The following is a 20232-nucleotide window of genomic DNA, read 5'->3' on the forward strand; positions in this document are numbered from 1 at the left end:
GATACGGCCCGCCGCCCCAAATATGCAAGTGAGTATCACTCTTAATTTATGTCCGGTGCCCCCTCCCCGGTCTGGGCCTGCCACATCCGGGCATACAGGCCCTGCCGGGCCAGCAGCTCCGCGTGGGGGCCCTGTTCCCGCAGACGACCCCCGTCGAGCACCAGAATTCGGTCGGCGTCGCGGATGGTCCACAGGCGGTGGGCGATCACCAGCACGGTCCGGCCCCGGCACAGGGCGGAAAGAGCCTCGCGCACCTGTGTTTCGCTGTCGAGGTCAAGGCTGGCGGTGGCCTCGTCGAGGATCAGCACCGGGGCATCCTTCAGCACGGCGCGGGCAATGGCCAGCCGCTGCTGTTCCCCGCCGGACAGCTGCCCGAGCACCGCCGGGGTCAGCACGGTGTCATAGCCCTCCGGCAGGGTCAGGATCCGGCTGTGGATGGCGGCGGTCATGGCGGCGGCCTCGACCTCGGCCTGCGGGGCGTCCGGGCGGCCGAGGCGGATGTTGTCCCGCACCGACAGCCCGAACAGCGAGACATCCTGTAACACCATGCTGACAGTGCGGTTCAGGGTGGCTTCATCCATATCGCGCAGATCGGTGCCGCCGATGCGGATGGCCCCGGAGTCAACATCCCACAGCCGCGCCGCCAGCAGGGCCAGCGTGGTTTTTCCGGCCCCGGAAGGACCGACGAGGGCGGTGATGCTGCCGGCCGGCAGGGCGACGCTGATGCCGCACAGGGTTTCGTGCCGTCCGCCGGGGGGAACAGCCCCGTCGGCGGTGCCGTGGTGAGAGAAGTGAACGTCCTCGAAGCAGAGATCGGCCCCGGCGGGCGGCTGGCCCCGTGCGGGCAGCGGCAGCGCGGTTTCCGCCGCCACGGCGCGGAGACCGGCCAGCACACTGCGGGAGAACCGCAGCTCCGCCAGAAAGGCGGCGACATCGCCGAGGGCGGCGGTCAGGCGCAGGGCGATCAGCAGGCTGATCGCCACCGGCAGGGCGGCGGTGCTTCCTGCTTCCGGTGGCAGGGTCAGGACGGCGGTGGCAATCACCGCCACCAGCCCCAGATTCAGCAGAAGACCATAGACGGTCAGGGCCGGGGCCGGGGCGGCCTCGGTCTTCATGCTGGCCTGCCGCAGCCGGTCGAGGGTGGTATGGGCGTGGGCCCGCCGGGTCCGGGCGGGATCGAAGAAGGCCAGATCCCGGGCTCCGGCGGCGGTCTCGGTAACGGCGACCACCGCCTGTTCACGCAGCCCGGTGACGGCGGCCCCGGCGCGGTCCAGCAGGCGGTAACTCCACGGGATGCTGAGGAAGGCCAGCGGCACCGACAGGGCCTGTACCACGGCCAGCCGCCAGTCCAGCCACAGCAGCAGGCCCCACAGCAGCAGCGGGAAGGCGACCCCGGCGACGATCAGCCCCCAGACATGGGTGATGATGTCCTGATACAGCCCGAAGCGGGCGGTCAGCAGATCGGCCAGTGCCCCCTGCCGCCACGACAGGATCCGCCCGGCGGGGATCCGGGTCAGGTGATTGGCGAGCCGCAGCCGGGTCTGGCTGACCATCTGATAGGTGGCGCTGAAGTTGTCGTTCATCGCTGTGGTCTTGACGGCGCAGCCGATGACCAGTCCGGCCACCGTCAGCCCGGCCAGCAGTGCCCCCAGCAGCAGCGGCGGCAGCCCGGCAGAGGCCAGCGCCGGGACCGCCGCCAGCAGGGCCCAGGGCAGCGCATCGGTCACGGCGCCAAGGCTGCTGAACAGCATGCCCCGCCACAGGCGGGGATCCTCCTGCCCGGCCAGATCAAAGCCAAGGCGGGACAGTATCAGGTGTCGCATCGGTCGGTCTCCGTCCGGGCGCGCAGACTCCAGTCGTCAGTGCGGGCCTGTCCCGCCCACAGGCGGCTGTAGGTGGGGGATGTGGTCAAAAGCTGGCTGTGCGGGCCGCAGGCGGTCAGGCGGCCGGACTCCAGCACCACGATCTGGTCGGCGGTTTCCAGCCCGCGCAGGCGGTGGGCGATGACCAGAACGGTGCGGCCGCGCATCAGGGTGTGGAGGGCGGCGCGGATCTCCCGCTCCGCCATCGGGTCAACATGGGCGGTGGCCTCGTCCAGAATCAGGATCGGGGCATCCTTCAGGAAGGCCCGGGCCAGCGCGATCCGCTGCCGTTCCCCGCCGGACAGCCGGGTGCCGTGGTCCCCGACCCGGGCGTCCAGACCGCCGGGCAGAGTGTCCAGCAGGGGGGCGGCCCCGGCGGCATGCAGGGCCGCTGTCAGGTCTGCATCGCTGGCACCGGGGCGGGCCATGCGCAGGCTGTCGCGCAGGCTGCCGTCAAACAGGACAGGATCCTGAAACACCACGGCGATCCGGGACCGCAGATCCTGCAACGACAGGGCCCGCAGGTCGGTGCCGCCAAGCCGGATCTGCCCGCCGGAGCAGTCATCCAGCCGGGCGGCCAGCCGGGCCAGCGTGGTCTTGCCCGCCCCGGACGGACCGACGATCACCGTGGTGGTGCCGGGGGCGGCGGTGAAGGAGACCCGGTCAAGCAGACAGTGGCCGCCACCCTGCCCTGCTTCCGGGGCGGCGTGGAAGGAAACCGCGTCAAAAGTCAGGGTGGTGTCCTGCGGCAGCGGGGCCGGGGGGACCGGATCCGGCATCCCCGGCAGGGCCAGCAGGGCATTGATCCGCCCGGCGCTGGCCTGTAACGCCCGCAGGCCATGCAGGGCCAGCACCGCCCGCCCCAGCGGCAGCAGCGTGGTGCCGCCGACGGCGACAAACAGCAGCAGCCGGTCCGCAGGCAGCGCCCCGGAGGCATAGAGCGGCAGGCCCGCCGCCAGGACCACCATCGGCGGGTAGGTCATGCTCATGCCGAAAACGGCATAGGGGGCGGCGGCCCGGCGGGTGATGGCGGCGGCGAGCTGACTGACGGCGGTGATTGCCCCATGGACCTGTGACAGGGTATCGGCCTGCCGGTTGAAGGCGCGCAGGGTCACCAGCCCGCGCACATAGGCGGCCAGCGCGGTCCCGGCCTCGGCCTCGGCGGCAATCCAGCGGGCGTACTGGTCGGCCGATCCCCCCGCCATCCGCCATTGCGCCAGCACCGCCAGCGGCAGCAGGGCCAGCACCGCCAGAGTCAGCCGCCAGTCCACCGCCAGCAGGACGGCGGTGGCGGCGACCGGCAGCAGCAGCCCGGTGACAACATCGGGCAGAGTGTGGCCGAGAACACCGTTCAGGCGGCCGACATCCTCCATGACCGTGCGTTTCAGGGCGGCGGCCTTTCCGTCCAGCCGCAGCAGCGGCAGGCGGGCGATATGGTCAATCAGCCGGTGCCGCAGCCGGGTTTCCGCCGCAAAGGCAATGTGGTGCGCCAGCAGCAGGGTCGCGCCCTGACAGACGGTACGGGCCATGACGCACAGCAGCGTCAGCCCGGCGAGGGCCAGCAGCAGCGCCGGGTCTGCCCCGGGTGTGGCTCCGGCTCCGGCAAACGGCGCGGTGCCGAGGAGAAGTGCTCCGATCGCCCACACCAGCCCGTAGGGGGCCAGCTCCAGCAGGGCGGTCAGGGCGGACAGGCCAAGGGTCAGGCCCAGCCGGAGACGGTCCGGGGCGAGGGCGTCGGCGAATCCTGAAACAGGCGGTGGGGGAACCGGGGGAGAGGTGGAAGGCATCGGGGCTGTGGTCCGGGGTGGTGGAGGCCTGAGGCCGGTGTGGCGGATGCTACGGGGCGATCCGGCGGGCAGCCACGGTCCAGACTTTCGATTTCCGGGAAATTCCTTTCGGTTTTTGTCCCGGGGCTGGCCGCTGTGGCGGCAGCGGTGCATGGTGTGCGCCGCCGGTTCCGTCCCGTGGCCGCACGGCACTGCGGGGCGAATACGGCGGATGACGGCGGGATCTGCCTGATTTATGCAATTGAGACTTAATTGCTTTAATGGGCCGATCGGACATCACAGCATGGAGGACAGGGTACGATGCGCAGCCTGAAGAGTGACCGGCCTATGGGGGGAATGACCCGCCGGATCAAGACGGTGGCCCTGAGCGGGGTGGCCTTCAGTGGAGTGGCCCTGAGCGGAGGTCTGGAACCGGGACTGTTCGGACCGGGGATGGCGGTGGCGCAGACCGTGCCGTCATCCCAGTCGCCAGCGGTGCTGGCCCCGGTCACCGTCACCGCCCAGAAGCGGACGGAAGACGCCGCCGCTGTGCCGATCAGCATGGATGTGCGCAGCGGCGACAGGCTGGAGGAGCAGCGGATCCTTCAGACCCCCGATCTGCTGCGGTCGTCCCCCAATGCCCATATGAACGGCGGCGCCACCGGTGCCGCCTATACCCCGTATATGGCAATCCGTGGGGTCGGTTCCGACCTCAACGATGCCGAAGCCTCGATCGGTATGTTCGTCGATGGGGTGCCGGTCAGTGATACTCAGTCCTACACCAGCGGCCTGCTGGATATGGAGCGGGTGGAAATTCTGCGCGGCCCGCAGGGGACGCTGTATGGCCGCAACACCCTTGGCGGGTCGGTCAATCTGGTGTCGCGCAAGGCGGACCCGACCCGGACCGAAGGCCGGATGACCGCCGGATACGGCAGCTTCGGCCAGATCCGGCTGGAGGGGATGGTCAATGCGCCGGTGGTGCCGGGTACCTCGGCGGTCCGTCTTGCGATATCGCAAGATCGCAGCGACGGCTATACCGATAACCGCGCCGCCGGGACCAAAAACGCCAATGCCCGCACCGCGACGCAGGCCCGGGGCAGCGTGACGGCCGAGGTGAACGACAGCACCCGGCTGATGCTGAGCGTTGACGGGCAGACCCAGACATTCCGCGACGGGGTTTCGCAGACCCTCGCCTCCTTCCGGGCCGGGGATGACGGCGTCAGCGTTGACAACCCGTTCCATGGAGAGATGAAAAGCCTCGGCGGGCGGGCGGAGCTGACCCACGATCTGGCCGGGGGCTACACCCTGACCAGTCTGACCGGGCTGCGCCGTCAGGATACGGACTATGCCGGGCGCTCCGCCCCGACCTCCTACTTTGCGCCGACCAATGCCCAGATGCAGGCATTCGGGGTGACGGGCTATGACCATCGGTTCAACAACCCGTTTGAAGGGTCGTTTTCCCAGATGACGCAGGAACTGCGGCTGACCTCGCCGGAGACCGGGCCGCTCCGCTATGTGCTGGGGGCCTATGGCGAGGTGTCGCGCAGCGAACGCACCTACGGGGCGGAAAGCAGCTGGCAGAACAATGCGGTGCTGTCCGGCACCGGGGTGTCGCTGTCGATGGACGGCACCACCGACACCCGGGCGGCGGCAGTGTTCGGCGACGGGTCCTATGCCCTGACCGAGGCGTGGGATGTGTTCGGCGGGCTGCGGGTCGGGTATGAGGAAAAGGACTACCAGTACCGCCTCGGCTCAACCAATGCCTCCTACACAGCCCTGATGCTGAACACGGTGGCCCGGGCCTATGACGACAGCCTGAGTGCCACCTACGCCACGCCCAAGGCCGGGCTGCGCTATCATCTGGATGATGACAACAGCGTCTTCGGCAGTGTCAGTCAGGGTTATAAGTCCGGGGGCTTTAACAACGGGCTGATCTATCCGTCCTCTCCCAGCGAATTTGCTGAGGAACGGCTGACCAACTATGAAGTCGGGATGAAAAACAGCCTGTTCGGCGGGCGGCTGCGGCTCGACAGTGCCCTGTTCTATATCGACTGGAAAGACCAGCAGGTTCTGGCCTTTGACAGTGCGGCCCAGTCCACCTCAACCGTTAATGCCTCGCGCAGCCGGTCTTACGGTGGGGAACTGTCCGGCGAGGTTCAGCTTGGCGATGGCTGGCGGGCGGCTCTTGGGGTCGGCTATGCCGATGCCACCTATGTGGATTTCAAGAATGCCCCGGCCACCGGCGGCACCGGATCACGGGATGCCAGCGGCAAGCAGCAGCAGTACCATTCCAAGCTGACCGGCACCGCCGAGCTGGGCTATGACTGGTCGCTGGGTGTCGGGGATCTGACCGGCTCCGCCGCGCTGGGCTACCGCTATCGCTCCAAATCCTATTTCGATGTCAACAACACCATCGCGCAGGACGGTTACGGGGTGGTGGATGCCCGCATCGGGGTGGAGAACGACCACTACGGCGTGCACCTGTGGGGCCGCAACCTGACCGATGAACGTTACATCGTGTCAGGGGCCGATCTCGGCAACGGTGTGCTGGTCAGTCAGGGCGAACCGCTGGCGGTCGGCATCAGTGGCACGGTCCGCTTCTAACCGCTGGAGGACGGCGTTGGTCAGGGATTGGAACACACTGTCCCAGTCCCCCGGCTGCGGCTGACGGAACAGCCGCAGCGACGGATACCACGGGCTGTCGTCCCGGTCCGTCAGCCAGCGCCAGTCCGGGATGGCGGGCAGCAGCACCCACACCGGCACCCCGAGCGACCCGGCCAGATGGGCGATGGCGGTGTCAACGGTGATCACCAGATCCAGCGCCGCGACGGTGGCGGCGGTTTCAGCAAAGTCGCCGCCGTCATAGTCCGGCCCCGGAGACTGGACCATGGGAGCGTCCCCCAGCTGTTCGCAGCCCGGACCCTTTTGCAGGCTGATCAGATGGACGCCCGGCAGCGCCGCCAGAGGGGCGAACCGCGACAGCGGGACCGAGCGGTTGCGGTCGTTGTGGTGGTTGGGGTTGCCCTGCCAGACAATGCCGATCCGCAGGCCCTGCTGTGGCAAGCGGGCGCGGAGTGTCCGCACCCGCTCCGGATCCGCCTGTAGCGCGGCAGGCGGAGGGATGGTGTCGAGAGTGGTCTTCAGAACCAGCGGCAGGCTGAGCAGCGGGCACTGGGCGCTGGGCGCGACCCCGGCAGGACGCGGGGCGTCGCGGGGGATGATCTGCACCGCTGGCCCGGCCAGTGGTGCCAGAACGGTTTCCAGCCCCGGCTGGACTTCCAGCACCACCGACCACCCCAGTGCCACCACCTGCGGCAGATAACGGGCAAACTGGAGGGTATCGCCCAGACCCTGTTCCGCCCACAGCAGCAGGGTTTGGCCGGAGGGGGCCCCCTCCCCCTGCCAGCGCGGCAGATGCTGGTGCCGGGCGGTGCCGCCGGGCCAGCCGGGGCAGCGCCAGCGCCATTCATAGTCCTGCCAGCCAGCCCTGAAATCGCCACACACCAACCGGGCCATGCCACGGTTGAAATGGGCCTCGGCCAGATCCGGCCGGAGGTCAAGGGCGGCGGTATAGGCCGTAATGGCTTCTTCGGTGCGGCCGACATCCATCAGGGCAAAGCCCCGGTTACAGAAGGCCTCGGCGCAGTCCGGTTGCAGGCTGAGGGCGGTGTCAAAGGCCTGAAGGGCCTCATCCGTCCGCCCGAGGGCTGCCAAAGCCGCCCCCCGGTCGCAGTGGAGGCGGGCGGAGTCCGGTTGCAGGCACAGGGCGGCGTCAAAGGCATCAACGGCGGCCTGTGTCTGCCCGAGCTGACGGCGGGCACTGCCGAGGCTGATATAGGCCTCGACCAGAGACGGGCGCAGGCAGAGGGCGGTTTCGCAGGCGGCGGCGGCCTCATCGGGGCGGCCAAGCGCCATCAGGGCCCGGCTGCGGTTGGAATGCCCTTCGGCATAGTCCGGGCGGATCTGTAACGCGGTTTCATAGGCGGTCAGCGCTTCGGCGGCCCGGCCGAGATCGAGCAGGACATTGCCCCGGTTGGACTGGGCCAGCACATGCTCCGGCGCCAGCCGCAGGGTGTCTTCATAGGCAGTCAGGGCGTCTTCAAGCTGATCGAGAGCCCTCAGGGCATTGCCGAGATTGCAGTGATAGGCCGGAACTGCGTCGTTCAGCGTGATGGCCTGTTCGATCAGCGCAGCGGCAGGACCGTGCTGGCCCCGCTGATAGTGGATGATCCCCAGCAGGTGCAGGGCATCCGGATGGTCAGGGGTGGCAGCAAGCGCCTGCCGGTAACAGGCCTCGGCCTGTTCGAGGTCTCCGGCCTGATGGCGGGCCATCCCGGTGGTCAACAGGGTGTGCAGTGTCTGGGGATCCATTGGGGACTGTCTCAAGATCGGCCTCTGTGCTGTTCCGGAACAGCAGGATGCCTGTAACCGCACCCTGAGGGAAACCTATTCAATAAAAAACTCCGGCACTAAAAAAGATTCCGGGAAACAGTCGGAGCCGGGGCGTGCCGGGGGCTGGATCACGCAGGTGTGACGGCCCTCCGGCCATTCCGGGATTGCCCGGGAGCGGTGGCTGCGGCAGGCTGAACCGGCCCGGACCGTTTTGTCCGGTGTTTTCTTTTACGGCAAGGACTCCCCCTTCCATGACGTTGTCTCAGAACACTCCGGCAATTGATTACTATTTCTCGCCAATGTCGCCGTTTGCCTATCTCGGGACCCCCCGGCTGATGGCGCTGGCCGCCCGGTACGGCTGCGCGGTGCGCTGTAAGCCGGTGCGGATCGGCGAGGTTTTTTCCGCCACCGGCGGGCTGCCGCTGGCGCAGCGCCCGGAGGCCCGGAAGGCTTACCGGCTGGTCGAGCTGACCCGGATCAGCCGCCGCCATGGGCTGCCGCTGACCCTGCATCCGGCCTTTTATCCCTGCGACGACACGCTGGCCGCCGGAGTGATTGTGGCGGCGGAGCAGGCCGGGGCCGATGCGCTGGCGGTCTCGCTGGCGCTGGGCCGAGGGCTGTGGGCGGAGGAGCGGAACATTGCCGATCCCGCCGAGGTCCGGGCGATTCTGACGGCGGCTGGTCTGGAGGCTGACGCCCTGCTGGCGGCTGCGGCAGAAGCTGAACCACAGCGGGTTGCCAATACGGCGGAGGCTTTGGCTGCCGGGGTGTTCGGCGCGCCGACCTATGTCTGGAAGGGCGAACTGTTCTGGGGGCAGGACCGTCTGGACTATCTGGAAGACGCTGTTGCCGCTGGATAAAAAGCGGAAAGATTCCTCGTCAGGAATCATTATTCCCCGAGTCGGGGCCATCGGTCACCATCGAGTCGGGACCAGACTGTCCTGAAAAAAGAACGGCTGCCGGAGGAACCCCGGCAGCCGTTGTGGCAACAAGACAGGCAGACCCGGTGGATCAATGCGCCTTGTGGGCCTCCGCCGGAGTGGTGGTCAGCGGTTCCACCTTCACCTCGACGTCAACGCTGCCGGACTTTTCGAAGGTCAGGGTCAGCGGGAATTTGTCATTTTCCTTCAGCGGCGCCTTCAGGCCGAACAGCATGACGTGCAGCCCGCCGGGTTCCAGCGCGACGGTGCCGCCCGCCGGAATCTCGATCGCCTCAACCTGCCGCATCTTCATCACGCCGCCGTCCATGGTGTGGGTATGGAGTTCAGCGCGGTCAGCGGCGGTGGTCTTGGCGGCGATCAGACGGTCGGCTTCGCCGGAGTTGGTGATCTTCAGGAATGCGGCGCCGTTGGCGGCCATCCCGGCGGATGCCTTCGCCCACGGATGACCGATGGCGAGCTTGCCGACGGTGTAGCCGTGGGCCAGTGCCCCGGCGGACAGGGTGACAGCGACGGCGGCGGCCAGCAGCGGGGCGGCGAGGCGGGAACGGAAAGACAGCATGGTCATCATCCTTAGATCGGTCCGGCGACAGGCCGGACCCTGACAGTTTCCCCGGCCCGGAAAGAGGTCCGGGCGGAGCCAGAGGGGGGGGCGGAACAGTCAGGTCAGGATCGGGGGGGCCCGTGGTTGCGGGCGGTGCAGCGCAGGCAGGGCGGGCGCGGACCGGGCCGGAGAAACCGCCTGACGGGTAAAGGCGGACACCGCTGGGGACGGTGCCTGCACCGCAGGCAGATCATCCGGCAGAACCGGCACACACAACGCACACAGGCTATCAGCAGAGGCGAGGGGCACCCCCGGGCTGCCGGTGGCGGTGGGCAGGGTCCGCATCCCGCTGCCGGTACACAGCACCGTATCAGCCGCCGCCAACGGGCGGATCGGCCCGGACGGATCAGCCGCCACGATTCCTGCAACGGCGGACAGGATCAGATGCAGCGACAGGGCAAACACCATCCATGCCGCCGCCCCCGGCGCAGGGCCGGAGCGGGCGGTCCGTCGGACCGGAAAGACGGTGTTGGACTTCAGCATCATGGCGGCATGCTGCCCTCCGGCGGGGGGGGCTGTCAACGGGGGACCCCTTTGCTTTAGAACGGTACTGATGTACCGCCCGCTTCCGCCTGTCCCGTGGCATGGTGGGCACGGAACCGGAAAGGTATGCGATGTCGCATATCCGGAATGGGAGAGGCATATGGCACGGTCAGCCCGGCTGCTGGCATTGGTGCAGGAACTGCGGGCGCACCGCCATCCGGTGACGGCGGCCCGGCTGGCGGAACGCCTTGAGGTCAGCATCCGCACCATTTACCGCGATATCGCCACCTTGCAGGAACAGGGGGCGGTGATTGATGGCGAGGCCGGGCTGGGCTATCAGCTCCGCGATGGCTACCTGCTGCCACCGCTGATGTTCAGCGATGAGGAACTGGATGCGCTGGTGCTGGGCATGCGCTGGGTGGCGGCCCGCACCGATCCGCATCTGCGCCGGTCGGCGGTGGCGGCACTGGCGAAGATTGCCGCAGTCCTGCCCCCCGGCTGGGGGGATTTGCGTGAAAACCGGACCCTGTTCGTCGGACCGGGACAGCGGCGGGCTCCGGGAAGCAATCTCCCCCCTCCCCCGCCGCCTGATCTAATGGCCCTGCTGCGCCGCTGTCTTCGTGAGGAGCGGGTGGTGAGCCTGACCTACTGCGATGGCGACGGCACGGAAACGCAACGGCGGATCTGGCCGTTCGTTCTGGGGTATTTCGATACGTCAGAAGTGGTGGGCGGCTGGTGTGAAACCCGGCAGGCTTTCCGGCATTTCCGCACCGACCGCATTCTGGGGGTGGAGGATACCGGAGAGCGGTATCCCCGGCGGCGGGCGGTGCTGCTGAAGGAATGGAGCGCGGCGGAACAGATTTCCCTCGATATGCTCGATCCTGCTGACAGAAACTGACACAGGCCGGGGGCAGGATGAGTTTCACAGGGGGCGGGATGGTCCGCCCCGGAGTGAAGATCTCCAGAGCAAAGGATCGAATGATGCCGTCCCAGACCTACCTGCTGTTCTATGTCGAAAGCCCGGTTGCCAGCGCGGCCTTCTACACTCAGGCGCTGTCGCGTCAGCCGGTGGAGGTCAGCCCGACCTTCGCCCTGTTTATCCTCGATGACGGCACTAAGGTCGGCCTGTGGTCGCGGCATACGGTTGAACCGGCAGCCCGCCCGGTGCCGGACCTTCTCAGCGGTGGTTCGGAACTGGCGCTGACCCTGCCGTCCCGCGCGGCGCTGGAAGACTGCCATACCGCATGGCAGGCGGCGGGGGTGCCGATCGCGCAGGCCCCGGTGGCGCTGGACTTTGGCTATACGTTCGTCGGGCTGGACCCCGATGGTCACCGCCTGCGGATGTTTGTCCCGGAGAGGGGCGACGGGGCGTAAGCGTTCCCCTCCCCTGTGGTCCCGGTTGCGGCGTGTCTGCCGGAGCCCCTGATGCAACAGCCCCGGAGTTTGCGATGTCGCAGACTCCGGGGCTGTTTTGTGGTCTGGACCGGTGTTCCCGGGAAAATCAGGTTTCCTCGTCGATCAGCACACCCAAGGCCTGCCGCAGAATGCGGATCTGCTGCTTCTGCTGGCTGTTCAGGGGGCCAAGGCGGCCCATGCGCATGATCTGCTTGGAAATGGTGCGGATGCTGGTCTGGACCACCTGATCAACCGGGGTTTTGCGGCGGGGGGCCGGTCCGGTGTCAGCCTCTGCCGCAGTGGCGGAAAGACCGGTCTCCGCTTCCGGATCTGCTCCGGTGCCGTCTGCGGGCTCTTCGCTGTGGGCAGGCTGCTGGCGCAGGGCCCGCAGTTCGGCGATGGAAGCCCCGTCCCGGGCCCGCAGCCACAGCATCTGCTGGCGTTCCGGGTCCTTGCACATCGTCACTTCATACAGCGCGTTCAGGCTGAGATCGCCGGGGTCGGCAAAGTAATCGGCGCGGAGGCTGTCGGGCAGGTCACGCAGTTTCAGCAGGCGGCTGACCTGTTCCTCGCGGTAGCCCAGCAGGGTGGCGGCCTCGCGGTTGGTCATCCGGCTGTGGCCCATCAGGGCGGCGAGGGAATCCGCCAGTTCCAGCGGCAGCAGGTTGGTGCGCTGGCAGTTTTCCAGCAGGGCATCCAGCGCGGTGTCATTGCTGGATGACCAGACGGCACGGATCGTCGGCAGGCCGAGGGACTGGGTGGCGCGGAACCGCCGCTCCCCGGCGACAATCATGAAGTGGGTGCCATCGGGCAACGGCTTGACGACGATCGGCTGTAACAGCCCGCGTTCGCGGATCGAATTGGCGAGGGAGGCGATTTCGGCGTCGTCAAAGACCTGACGCGGCTGGTCCGGGTTGGGCACCAGCTGGGTCAGGGCGATGTCGTGGATGCGCATCTCCGGGCGGGCGGAGGGCAGCAGGCTGGCGCCCTGCTCCCGTTCGCCGCGCACCACCGAGCTGGCACCGCCCGCGCCTTTCCACCCTTTCAAAGCCATGATCCGTTGTTCTCCATTGTCTGCACAGGGTCTTGATGGGGGGGCAGGGTCAGGCCGTGACCGGTGCGGTCAGGCTGTCGGCAATGGCGTTGATCACCGACATGCCGGGAGCCTTGGGGTCCAGCACGATCAGCGGGCGGCGGGCATAGGCCGCCTGCGTGAACACCGTGGCCTTGGCGATCGGTTCAAAGATCCGGGTGTGGTCGCCGTACAGGTCGTAGATGTCCTGAAGGCTCTGGCGGTCCTGACTGTGCTGGGCGTTGTATTTGGTCGGCACGATGCCATGGATCGACAGGCGGGCGTTGATCTCCTCCTGAAATCCGGCGATGCGGCGGAACAGCAGGTTGATGCCGTAGACCGCATAGGGTTCGGCTTCGGTCGGGATCAGCACGGTGTCGGCGGCGGTCAGGGCGTTGGCGGTCATCACCCCCAGATTGGGCGGACAGTCGATGACGATATGGTCGTAGGCGTGGGCAACCTTGCGCAGGTGGCGTTCCAGCAGGCGGCTCCAGTCCGGGCGGACCACCAGTGTCAGCGACAGGTCCTCGATATCCAGCGAGGAGGCCAGCAGGTCGAGCGGAATGTCCAGATCCGGCATCGGCGGCAGGATGGCATCCTCCACCGCCGTTGCTCCGGTCAGCACGTGATAGAGGGTCTGGCCGCGCCCGGCCAGATCCTGCGGCCGCTGGTCAACGGTCATGGTGGCGTTGGACTGGGCGTCGGTGTCCACCAGCAGGGTCCGCCGTCCCATGGCGGCCAGCCGGGCGGCCAGATTGACGGCGACCGTGGTTTTGGCGACCCCGCCCTTCTGGTTGGCAATGGCGATGATCTTCGGCGGAACGGTCTGCGGGAATGCCATCGGGCGATCCTTACCTAAAACGCGAAAAGGGACCTAAAACGCACAAAGGGCCTGTCCGCCAAAGGACCCGGAGCCACAGGGCGCACCCCTGCGGGGCAGGGTGCGGCAACCGGCGGCGCGGTGACAGAGGCGGACGGATCCGGGGCGGACTGGAACCGGGGCGGGCGGAGGATCCTGCCGGTCCGGTGGCGCCACTGTATCAACTCCGCAGCGGGGCGACAACTGCGGTGCAAACATGGAAAGCGGTTTGCGATGTCGCAAGGTGCGCCCGGGCCGTCCGGTGTGACCCGATCCGGCAGGGACGGCCCGGCGTCGGCGGGTTACAGGGCCCGCAGATCCGGGGTGGCCTCGGTGCCGAAGCGGTCGCTGAGCAGGTAGTCCACCAGCCGGGCGGCACTGTCTTCCGGGCTGCTGAGGGAGCCGCTGTCTTTCAGCGCGGTGAAGCGGTCGAGCAGCGGGAACAGGCTGCGGTCGGTGTCGCGGATGGTGGCCTGCATGGCGGTGTCGATCACCCCGGGGGCCAGACTGGCAATCCGCAGTCCGTCGCAGGCGTCGGCCTGTACGGCGCGGGCGTGGTGGTCCAGCGCCGCTTTGGTGGCACAGTAGACCGCCCATCCGGCATAGGCATTGCGGGCCGCCCCGCTGGAAATATGCAGGATCCGCGCCGGGCTGCCGGAGGGCCGGGCCGCCACCAACGCGTTGGACAGCAGCAGCGGCGCGGTGACGTTCAGGGTCACCGCCTGCACCACCTGCAACGGGTCCTGTGTGCCCAGCGGGCCGATCGGGGCGACGGTCCCGGCATTGTTGATCAGCAGCGGCACGGTATCGCCGATGAAGGCGGCCAGATCCGGGGTTTCCAGCCAGTGGCCGACGGCGACGGCATCGCCCAGATCCAGCGCCACTTCGGTCAGCAGCGGATGATTGGTCAGGGCCGGATTGCCCGACCGCGACAGGGCCAGCACCGGAATCCCCCGCTCCAGCAGGGCGGCGGTGATGGCGGCCCCCAGCCCACGGGAATGGCCGGTGACAATGGCGGTGCAGGGAAACGTCGGCATGGGGGGAAGCCTCCGGGGGGATAAAAAGGAAGTCCTGACAACAGTCTATGTGTCCCAGTCTACGACCGGTCCACCAGAAAGGAAAGTGACGGCGGCTTGATCTTGGCCGGGTTCCGGCTTATCCCGGAACAGGTCCTTGCTGCCGGAGCCACCGCGTGTCCGCTGTTCCCCCCTCTTCGCCGCTGTCTCCGTCTGTCCGCTTGCCGGACCGGGCCGATGTGGTGGTGGTCGGCGGCGGTCTGGCGGCGCTGTGTGCGGCGCTGGCGGCGCGGCAGGCCGGGGCCGGGGTGCTGCTGCTGGAACAGGCCGGCCCGGCCCTGCGCGGCGGCAACACCCGGCATTCCCGCAATCTGCGGCTGACCCATGATGCGCCGGGGCCGTTGATGCCCGGCAGCTACCGGGCCGAAGAGTTCATCGCCGATCTGCGCCGTGCCAGCAAAGGCGACGGCGACCCGGCCCTGCATGCCCTGCTGGCCACCGAATCGGTGCGGCTGGCCGACTGGCTGGCCCGCTGCGGGGTGCACTTCCAGACCGAGCATCTGCCCTATTCCCGCAAAACGGCGTTTTTTCTCGGCGGCGGCAAGGCGGCGGTCAACAGCCTGTATGCAACGGCGGCGCGCAGCGGCATTGATGTGCGCCTGCATGCCGGGGTGGCGGCGGTGGATCCCCTCTCCTCTTCCTATGGTTCTTCCTCCGGCCTCTCCTCCGGGCCGCTGCGGGTGGTGCTGGACAGCGGCGCTGCCGTGCAGGCCGGGGCGGTGGTGGTGGCCTGTGGCGGCTATCAGGCCAATCCCGACTGGCTGGCGGCGGAATGGGGGCCGCTGGCGGCGACCCTGCACAACCGGGGCACCCCGCATGCCGACGGACAGGTGCTGCGCCACCTGCTTCAGGCCGGGGCCCAGCCCTCCGGCGCGCCGGGGCGGGGGCATCTGGTGGCGGTGGACGGGCGGTCGCCGCGCCATGACGGCGGCATTGTCACCCGGGTGGATGGTTTTGGGTGTGGACGGGTGATTGACGCGGCGGGAACCCTGCTGACCCCGCCGGGAGAAACCGGGCCGCCGCGCTATTCGGCGTGGGGGCGGCGGGTGGCCGCCGGGGCTGGGGGCCGGGCGGTGCTGGTGGTGGAAGCCCGCCGGGCGGCGGAGCTGCCGATGCGGGTCTACCCGCCCCTGCCCTGTGCCACGGCGGCGGAGGCGGCGGCGCTGGCGGCAATCCCGCCGCAGGCGATGGAAGCGGCCCTGAGCGGGCTGGAGCCGCCGTTTCTGCTGGTGCCGGTCCACCCCGGCCTGACCTTTACCGGACTGGGCCTGACGGTCGATCCCGCCCTGCGGGTGCAGCGGGCCGATGGCGGCCACTGGCCCGGCCTGTATGCCGCCGGGATGATCATCGCCCCGCAGATTCTGGGCAGCGGCTATATTGCCGGGGCAGCGCTGACGGTTTCCGCCGTCACCGGACGGCGGGCGGGAGAGGAGGCGGCGCGCTATGTCCGGAGCTGATCCCTTCCCCCCTTCCCCTCTGCTGCCGGAAGAGGATGCCGCGCTTTATGCGGTGGCACGGCAGACCCTGACCCTGTGCGCGGTGTGTAAATACTGTGACGGCTTCTGTCCGGTGTTCCGGCAGCGCGATGCGGTTGGCGGGGCGTTGCCCGGGGCGGGGCAGGCCCCGGCCTTCACCAATGCCGATGTGGATTGGCTGGCCAGCCTGTGCCATGGCTGCCGCGCCTGCTGGGATGCCTGCCAGTATGCGCCGCCGCATGCCTATGCGATTGCCGTGCCGCAGACTCTGGCGGCGGTGCGGCGGCGGCAGCAGACCCCCCTGCCCGGCCTGCGCCGTCGCCTTCTTGCGGTGATGCTGGCGGCCAGTGGCCTGCTGCCGCTGCTGATGCTGGGGCTGATCCCGCCGGAGGTGCTGTTTGCCGTCCATACCGGTCCGGGGGCCTTTTATGCGGTGCTGCCGTGGGGCTGGCTGAGCGGTCTGGCCGGGGGGGCGCTGCTGCTGGCGGTGGCGCTGAGTCTGGGGCGGATGGTCTGGTTCTGGCGGCATATCGATGTCTCCGGCAGAGGCTCCGGGGGCGGGCCGGACCGGCTGACATGGGCCGACTGGCGGACCGGGCTGCGGCAGGCCCTGACTTTGCGGCATCTGGATCATCCCCGCCGCCGCCGCGCCCACCATGCCCTGACCGGCGGTTTTGCCCTGTGTTTTGCCGCCACGGCGGTGGCCACCCTGTGGCATCACGGGTTTGGCTGGATCGCTCCCTATCCGCTGCTCAGCCTGCCGGTCGGGCTGGGCACGGTCGGAGGGCTGCTGATGCTGGCGGGCTGTGGCGGGCTGTGGCGGGAAAACCGCCGCAGTGCGGCAGCGGTGCGGACGCCGCCGGGGCAGCAGGGGCTGCTGATCCTGCTGGCGCTGGTGGCGGCGACCGGTCTGGCCCTGCTGGCCCTGCGCGGCACGGCGGCCATGGGGCTGGTGCTGGGGTGGCATCTGGGGCTGGTGCTGGTGCTGTTTCTGGCCCTGCCGCTGGGTGGGCTGGCCCACGCGCCGCAGCGGATCGCCGCCGTGCTGAAGGCGGCCCGGCTGGACCGGCGGCGTCAGGCGGCGGCGGGGTCTGAAAAAAGCGGGCCTGAAAAAGCGGCGGAAGACGGGTGATCCAGTCCGGCGGCGGCAGCGTAGAAGGATTACAGATCGCAGTCAGCGGCCTGTGCCCGGATCCGTTCCGCGCCCCGCCCCTTCCACAGGATCACACCGGACATGCTGGATTTTTCCCCGGTATCCCTCCATGATCCCGACAGAATTCCGCCGTCCGGCCCGCCCGGACAGGTGCGCTACCGGCTCGCTGCCGGTTTCGGCACCACAACGGCGGGACGGGGCAGAAAACAGCGGACAGGACACGGCATGACGGCGGATCCGGTGGCGGCAGAGATGACCCGCCGCCTTGCGGCGCTGGCGCAGACGCACGATCAGGCGGATTTCATCTGTCTGTTCCAGTATTACGCGCCCCGTATCAAGACCTATCTCCGCCGTCTGGGAGCCGAGGATGCGGTGGCGGAGGAACTGGCGCAGGAAGCCCTGCTGACGGTGTGGCGCAAGGCCGGATACTTTGATCCGGCCAAGGCCAGCGCCGGGACCTGGATCTTCGCCATCGCCCGCAACCTGCGGATTGACCGCCTGCGGCGGGACCGCCGCCCGGAACTGGATCCCGAGGATCCGGCGCTGGTCCCTGACCCCGAAACCCCGCCCGATGACGTGCTGGCGACCCAGCAGCGCGACCGCACCCTGCGCGCTGCCGTTGCCACCCTGCCCCCGGAACAGGCCGAAGTGATTGCCCTATCCTTTTACGAAGACGCCCCACACTCAGAAATTTCGTCCCGGCTGGGCATTCCGCTCGGGACCGTCAAATCGCGGCTGCGGCTGGCGATGAGCCGGATCCGGGCTGCCCTTGGCGATGCCGCCGGACCGGTGGAGGACCTGCGATGAGCGCCACCTTCCATCCCCCTGAAGACCTGCTGCTGGCCTATGCCGCCGGATCGCTGGAAGAAGCGTCGGCCCTGCTGGTGGCCTGCCACCTGACCCTGTGCCCGGACTGCCGCCGGATGGCGGGCGAGGCCGAGGCGGTCGGCGGCACCCTGCTGGAGGATCTGCCCCCGGCGGCACTGGCGGACTCCGCCCTGGCCTCGGTGCTGGCCCGGCTGGGACCGGCGGCCCCGGTGTCGCGCCCGCTGCGCCCGGCTCCGGTGCGCCCTCCCCTGCCCGGTCTGCTGCCGAAGCCGCTGCGCGAGTATGTCGGGGCCGACACCGCCCGCCTGCCGTGGAAGCGGCTGCCGGGCGGGCTGGAGCAGGTGCCGGTGGTGACCCGCCCGCAGGCGCGGGCCCGGCTGTACCGCATTGCCCCGGGGATGGGGGTGCCGGAACACAGCCACGGCGGACTGGAAATGACGCTGGTGCTGGGCGGCGGGTTCACCGATGGTCACGGCCACTACGGGCCGGGCGACGTGGCGGTGATGACCGATGGCGGGGTGCACCGTCCGGTGGCCGATGCCGGGGACCCGTGCCTGTGTCTGGCGGTGACGACGGCCCCCCTGAAGCTGACCGGGCTGGTCGGTCGCCTGATCAATCCGTTCCTTGATCTGTAACGGGGCCTCCGGGACCGGTGATCCGGGCCGGAACCCGGTGCGTAGAGTGTGAAGGGGATCTCAGGGGGCACCGGTGTCTGCGGACCCGGACCCGGCCTGAGGCCCCCATGGATCACAGATCGGGGACCCGTCATGAGCGATCATTCTTCTTCCGCCGCGCCGGTTCTGGTGTTCGGGGCCAGCGGCGGCATTGGTGCTGCCCTGTCCCGGCAGCTGGCGCAGGCCGGGCAGCCGCTGTATCTGTCGGCGCGCCGGGCGGAGCCGCTGGAGGCTTTGTGCTCCTCCCTCTCCTGCCCCGGTCAGGCGGCGGACGTGATGGACCCCGAAGCGGTGCGGCAGGTGACGGAGGCGGCGGTGGACGCCGGAAACGGGCATCTGGCCGGGCTGGTTTACGCCGTCGGCACCCTGTCGCTGAAGGCGGTGACGTCGGCGACGGCGGAGGATCTGTTGGACGCCTACCGCCGCGATGTGATCGGGGCCTTCACCGCCATCAAGGCGGCGCGGACCGCCCTGAAGGCGGCCGGGGGATCGGTGGTGCTGTTTTCCTCGGTGGCGGCGCGGCGGGGGTTTCCGTCGCATGTGGTGGTCGGGGCCGCCAAGGGCGCGGTGGAAGGGCTGGGGCTGTCGCTGGCGGCGGATCTGGCCCCGGAGGTCCGCGTCAACGTGATCGCCCCCAGCCTGACCCGGACCCCGCTGACCGCCGGACTGATGGGCAACGACGCCATGGTTAAGGCGATGGCGGCCCGGCATCCGCTGAAGCGGACCGGCGAGGCGGAGGATGTGGCGGCTCTGGCGGCGTTCCTGCTGTCTCCGGCGGCGGGCTGGATCACCGGGCAGGTGATCGGTGCCGACGGTGGCCGCAGCACAGCGGAAGCACGGGGGTAAGCGGCTGATGATCCGTCCGATGACACCCCCGCCCCATACGGTTTCGCTGCCCCAGCCCCCCGGCGGGGTGTGGATCACCGGGGCGGGCACCGGGATCGGTGCGGCGCTGGCCCGGCATCTGGGGGCAGTCGGCTGGCCGGTGACCGCCAGTGGCCGCCGGGCGGCCCCGTTACAGGCGCTGGCGTCGCAGTGTCCCGGCTGTGTGCCGGTGCCGCTGGATGTCACCGACCGGGCAGCGGTGCAGGCGGCGGTGGCGGCGATGGAACCGTCGCTGCCGATGATGGCGGTGCTGTGCGCCGGAACCCATCACCCGACGCCCGGCGATGACTTTTCCGCCGCAGCGGTGCAAAGCCTGATCGACACCAACCTGATGGGCATCGTTCATTGCGTGGAAGCCCTGCTGCCGCTGTACCGGGCCCGCCGGAGCGGCCATCTGGTGCTGGTGGCGTCGGTGGCGGGATACCGCGGACTGCCGACAGCAGCCGGGTACTGCGCCAGTAAGGCGGCGGTGATCGCGCTGGCGGAATCGCTGCGACTGGATCTGGCTGACAGCGGGGTGCGGGTGACATTGGTCAATCCCGGCTTTGTCGATACGCCGCTGACCCGGCAAAATCCATTTCCGATGCCGGATCTGATCACGGCCGAAGCGGCGGCGCTGGCGATTGTGCGCGGGCTGGAGCGGGGCCGGTTCGAGATTGCCTTCCCATCCCGTTTTGCCGCTGCCATGAAGTTGCTGCGGTGTCTGCCGGACCGCTGGTATTTCGCGGCGGTCCGGCGCTTTACCGGTCTGTAAGGGCTCGGTCTGCCGG

Annotated in this window: 18 protein-coding genes; 10 read left to right on the plus strand and 8 right to left on the minus strand. The window is 68.9% G+C overall.

Going from position 1 to position 20232, the window contains the following annotated elements; genetic code table 11:
* Positions 1–41: 41 nt before the first annotated feature.
* Entirely contained in the window at positions 42–1823 is a 1782-nt protein-coding gene (locus FHS48_RS13180) for an ABC transporter ATP-binding protein (protein ID WP_184264040.1), read from the minus strand.
* On the minus strand, positions 1811–3649 hold the full coding sequence (locus FHS48_RS13185; RefSeq protein ID WP_184264041.1) for an ABC transporter ATP-binding protein: 1839 nt from the start codon (positions 3647–3649) through the stop codon (positions 1811–1813). Before FHS48_RS13185 ends, FHS48_RS13180 begins: the two co-directional genes overlap by 13 nt.
* Before the next feature lie 300 nt (positions 3650–3949).
* Here FHS48_RS13185 and FHS48_RS13190 point away from each other — a divergent pair, with 300 nt between their 5' ends.
* Positions 3950–6232 (plus strand): TonB-dependent receptor, encoded by a 2283-nt coding sequence (locus tag FHS48_RS13190; protein WP_184264042.1) that lies wholly within the window; start codon positions 3950–3952, stop codon positions 6230–6232.
* On the opposite strand, the gene FHS48_RS13195 is transcribed toward FHS48_RS13190, so the two are convergent.
* Positions 6149–7999, minus strand: coding sequence for a tetratricopeptide repeat protein (locus FHS48_RS13195; protein ID WP_184264043.1), 1851 nt, complete (start codon positions 7997–7999; stop codon positions 6149–6151). The genes FHS48_RS13190 and FHS48_RS13195 overlap by 84 nt on opposite strands.
* A 272-nt stretch (positions 8000–8271) precedes the next feature.
* On the opposite strand from FHS48_RS13195, the gene FHS48_RS13200 reads away from it, so the two are divergent.
* On the plus strand, positions 8272–8880 hold the full coding sequence (locus FHS48_RS13200; RefSeq protein WP_184264044.1) for a 2-hydroxychromene-2-carboxylate isomerase: 609 nt from the start codon (positions 8272–8274) through the stop codon (positions 8878–8880).
* Positions 8881–9031: 151 nt separating this feature from the next.
* Here the strand turns inward: FHS48_RS13200 and FHS48_RS13205 are convergent, their stop codons facing one another.
* Positions 9032–9520, minus strand: a complete 489-nt coding sequence (locus tag FHS48_RS13205; RefSeq protein WP_260402473.1) for a copper chaperone PCu(A)C — start codon at positions 9518–9520, stop codon at positions 9032–9034.
* A 99-nt stretch (positions 9521–9619) separates the two neighbouring features.
* A complete protein-coding gene (locus FHS48_RS13210) occupies positions 9620–10084 on the minus strand; it encodes a hypothetical protein (protein WP_184264045.1) in 465 nt (154 codons plus the stop codon).
* A gap of 121 nt (positions 10085–10205) precedes the next feature.
* Here FHS48_RS13210 and FHS48_RS13215 point away from each other — a divergent pair, with 121 nt between their 5' ends.
* Together FHS48_RS13215 and FHS48_RS13220 are read left to right on the plus strand one after the other, a co-directional pair.
* On the plus strand, positions 10206–10943 hold the full coding sequence (locus FHS48_RS13215) for a helix-turn-helix transcriptional regulator (protein WP_184264046.1): 738 nt from the start codon (positions 10206–10208) through the stop codon (positions 10941–10943).
* Positions 10944–11023: 80 nt separating this feature from the next.
* The gene (locus FHS48_RS13220; RefSeq protein WP_260402474.1) at positions 11024–11419 is read left to right on the plus strand and encodes a VOC family protein; all 396 of its coding nucleotides are present in this window, start codon (positions 11024–11026) and stop codon (positions 11417–11419) included.
* A gap of 127 nt (positions 11420–11546) precedes the next feature.
* Here the strand turns inward: FHS48_RS13220 and FHS48_RS13225 are convergent, their stop codons facing one another.
* The 3 genes from FHS48_RS13225 to FHS48_RS13235 form a co-directional block, all read right to left on the minus strand.
* On the minus strand, positions 11547–12494 hold the full coding sequence (locus FHS48_RS13225) for a ParB/RepB/Spo0J family partition protein (protein WP_184264047.1): 948 nt from the start codon (positions 12492–12494) through the stop codon (positions 11547–11549).
* A gap of 49 nt (positions 12495–12543) precedes the next feature.
* On the minus strand, positions 12544–13353 hold the full coding sequence (locus FHS48_RS13230) for a ParA family protein (protein ID WP_184264048.1): 810 nt from the start codon (positions 13351–13353) through the stop codon (positions 12544–12546).
* 320 nt (positions 13354–13673) lie between these two features.
* Positions 13674–14408, minus strand: coding sequence for an SDR family oxidoreductase (locus FHS48_RS13235; protein ID WP_184264049.1), 735 nt, complete (start codon positions 14406–14408; stop codon positions 13674–13676).
* A 155-nt stretch (positions 14409–14563) separates the two neighbouring features.
* Between FHS48_RS13235 and tcuA the strand changes: the two genes are divergently transcribed.
* The 6 genes from tcuA (at position 14564) to FHS48_RS13265 (ending at position 20216) form a co-directional block, all read left to right on the plus strand.
* Positions 14564–15904, plus strand: coding sequence for an FAD-dependent tricarballylate dehydrogenase TcuA (gene tcuA / locus FHS48_RS13240; RefSeq protein ID WP_311769140.1), 1341 nt, complete (start codon positions 14564–14566; stop codon positions 15902–15904).
* Positions 15891–17054: a tricarballylate utilization 4Fe-4S protein TcuB gene (tcuB, locus tag FHS48_RS13245; protein ID WP_184264050.1), complete on the plus strand. Its 1164-nt coding sequence runs from the start codon at positions 15891–15893 to the stop codon at positions 17052–17054. The genes tcuA and tcuB overlap by 14 nt, the downstream gene beginning before the upstream one ends.
* Positions 17055–17300: 246 nt before the next feature.
* Entirely contained in the window at positions 17301–17882 is a 582-nt protein-coding gene (locus FHS48_RS13250; protein WP_184264051.1) for a sigma-70 family RNA polymerase sigma factor, read from the plus strand.
* Positions 17879–18538: a ChrR family anti-sigma-E factor gene (locus FHS48_RS13255; protein ID WP_184264052.1), complete on the plus strand. Its 660-nt coding sequence runs from the start codon at positions 17879–17881 to the stop codon at positions 18536–18538. Before FHS48_RS13250 ends, FHS48_RS13255 begins: the two co-directional genes overlap by 4 nt.
* Before the next feature lie 132 nt (positions 18539–18670).
* Positions 18671–19423 (plus strand): SDR family NAD(P)-dependent oxidoreductase, encoded by a 753-nt coding sequence (locus FHS48_RS13260; RefSeq protein WP_184264053.1) that lies wholly within the window; start codon positions 18671–18673, stop codon positions 19421–19423.
* A gap of 19 nt (positions 19424–19442) precedes the next feature.
* The gene (locus FHS48_RS13265) at positions 19443–20216 is read left to right on the plus strand and encodes an SDR family NAD(P)-dependent oxidoreductase (RefSeq protein WP_260402475.1); all 774 of its coding nucleotides are present in this window, start codon (positions 19443–19445) and stop codon (positions 20214–20216) included.
* Positions 20217–20232 lie beyond the last annotated feature (16 nt).

It is taken from the genome of Novispirillum itersonii (genome assembly GCF_014205675.1).
In the GTDB taxonomy this organism is placed as follows: Bacteria; Pseudomonadota; Alphaproteobacteria; order Rhodospirillales; family Rhodospirillaceae; genus Novispirillum; species Novispirillum itersonii_A.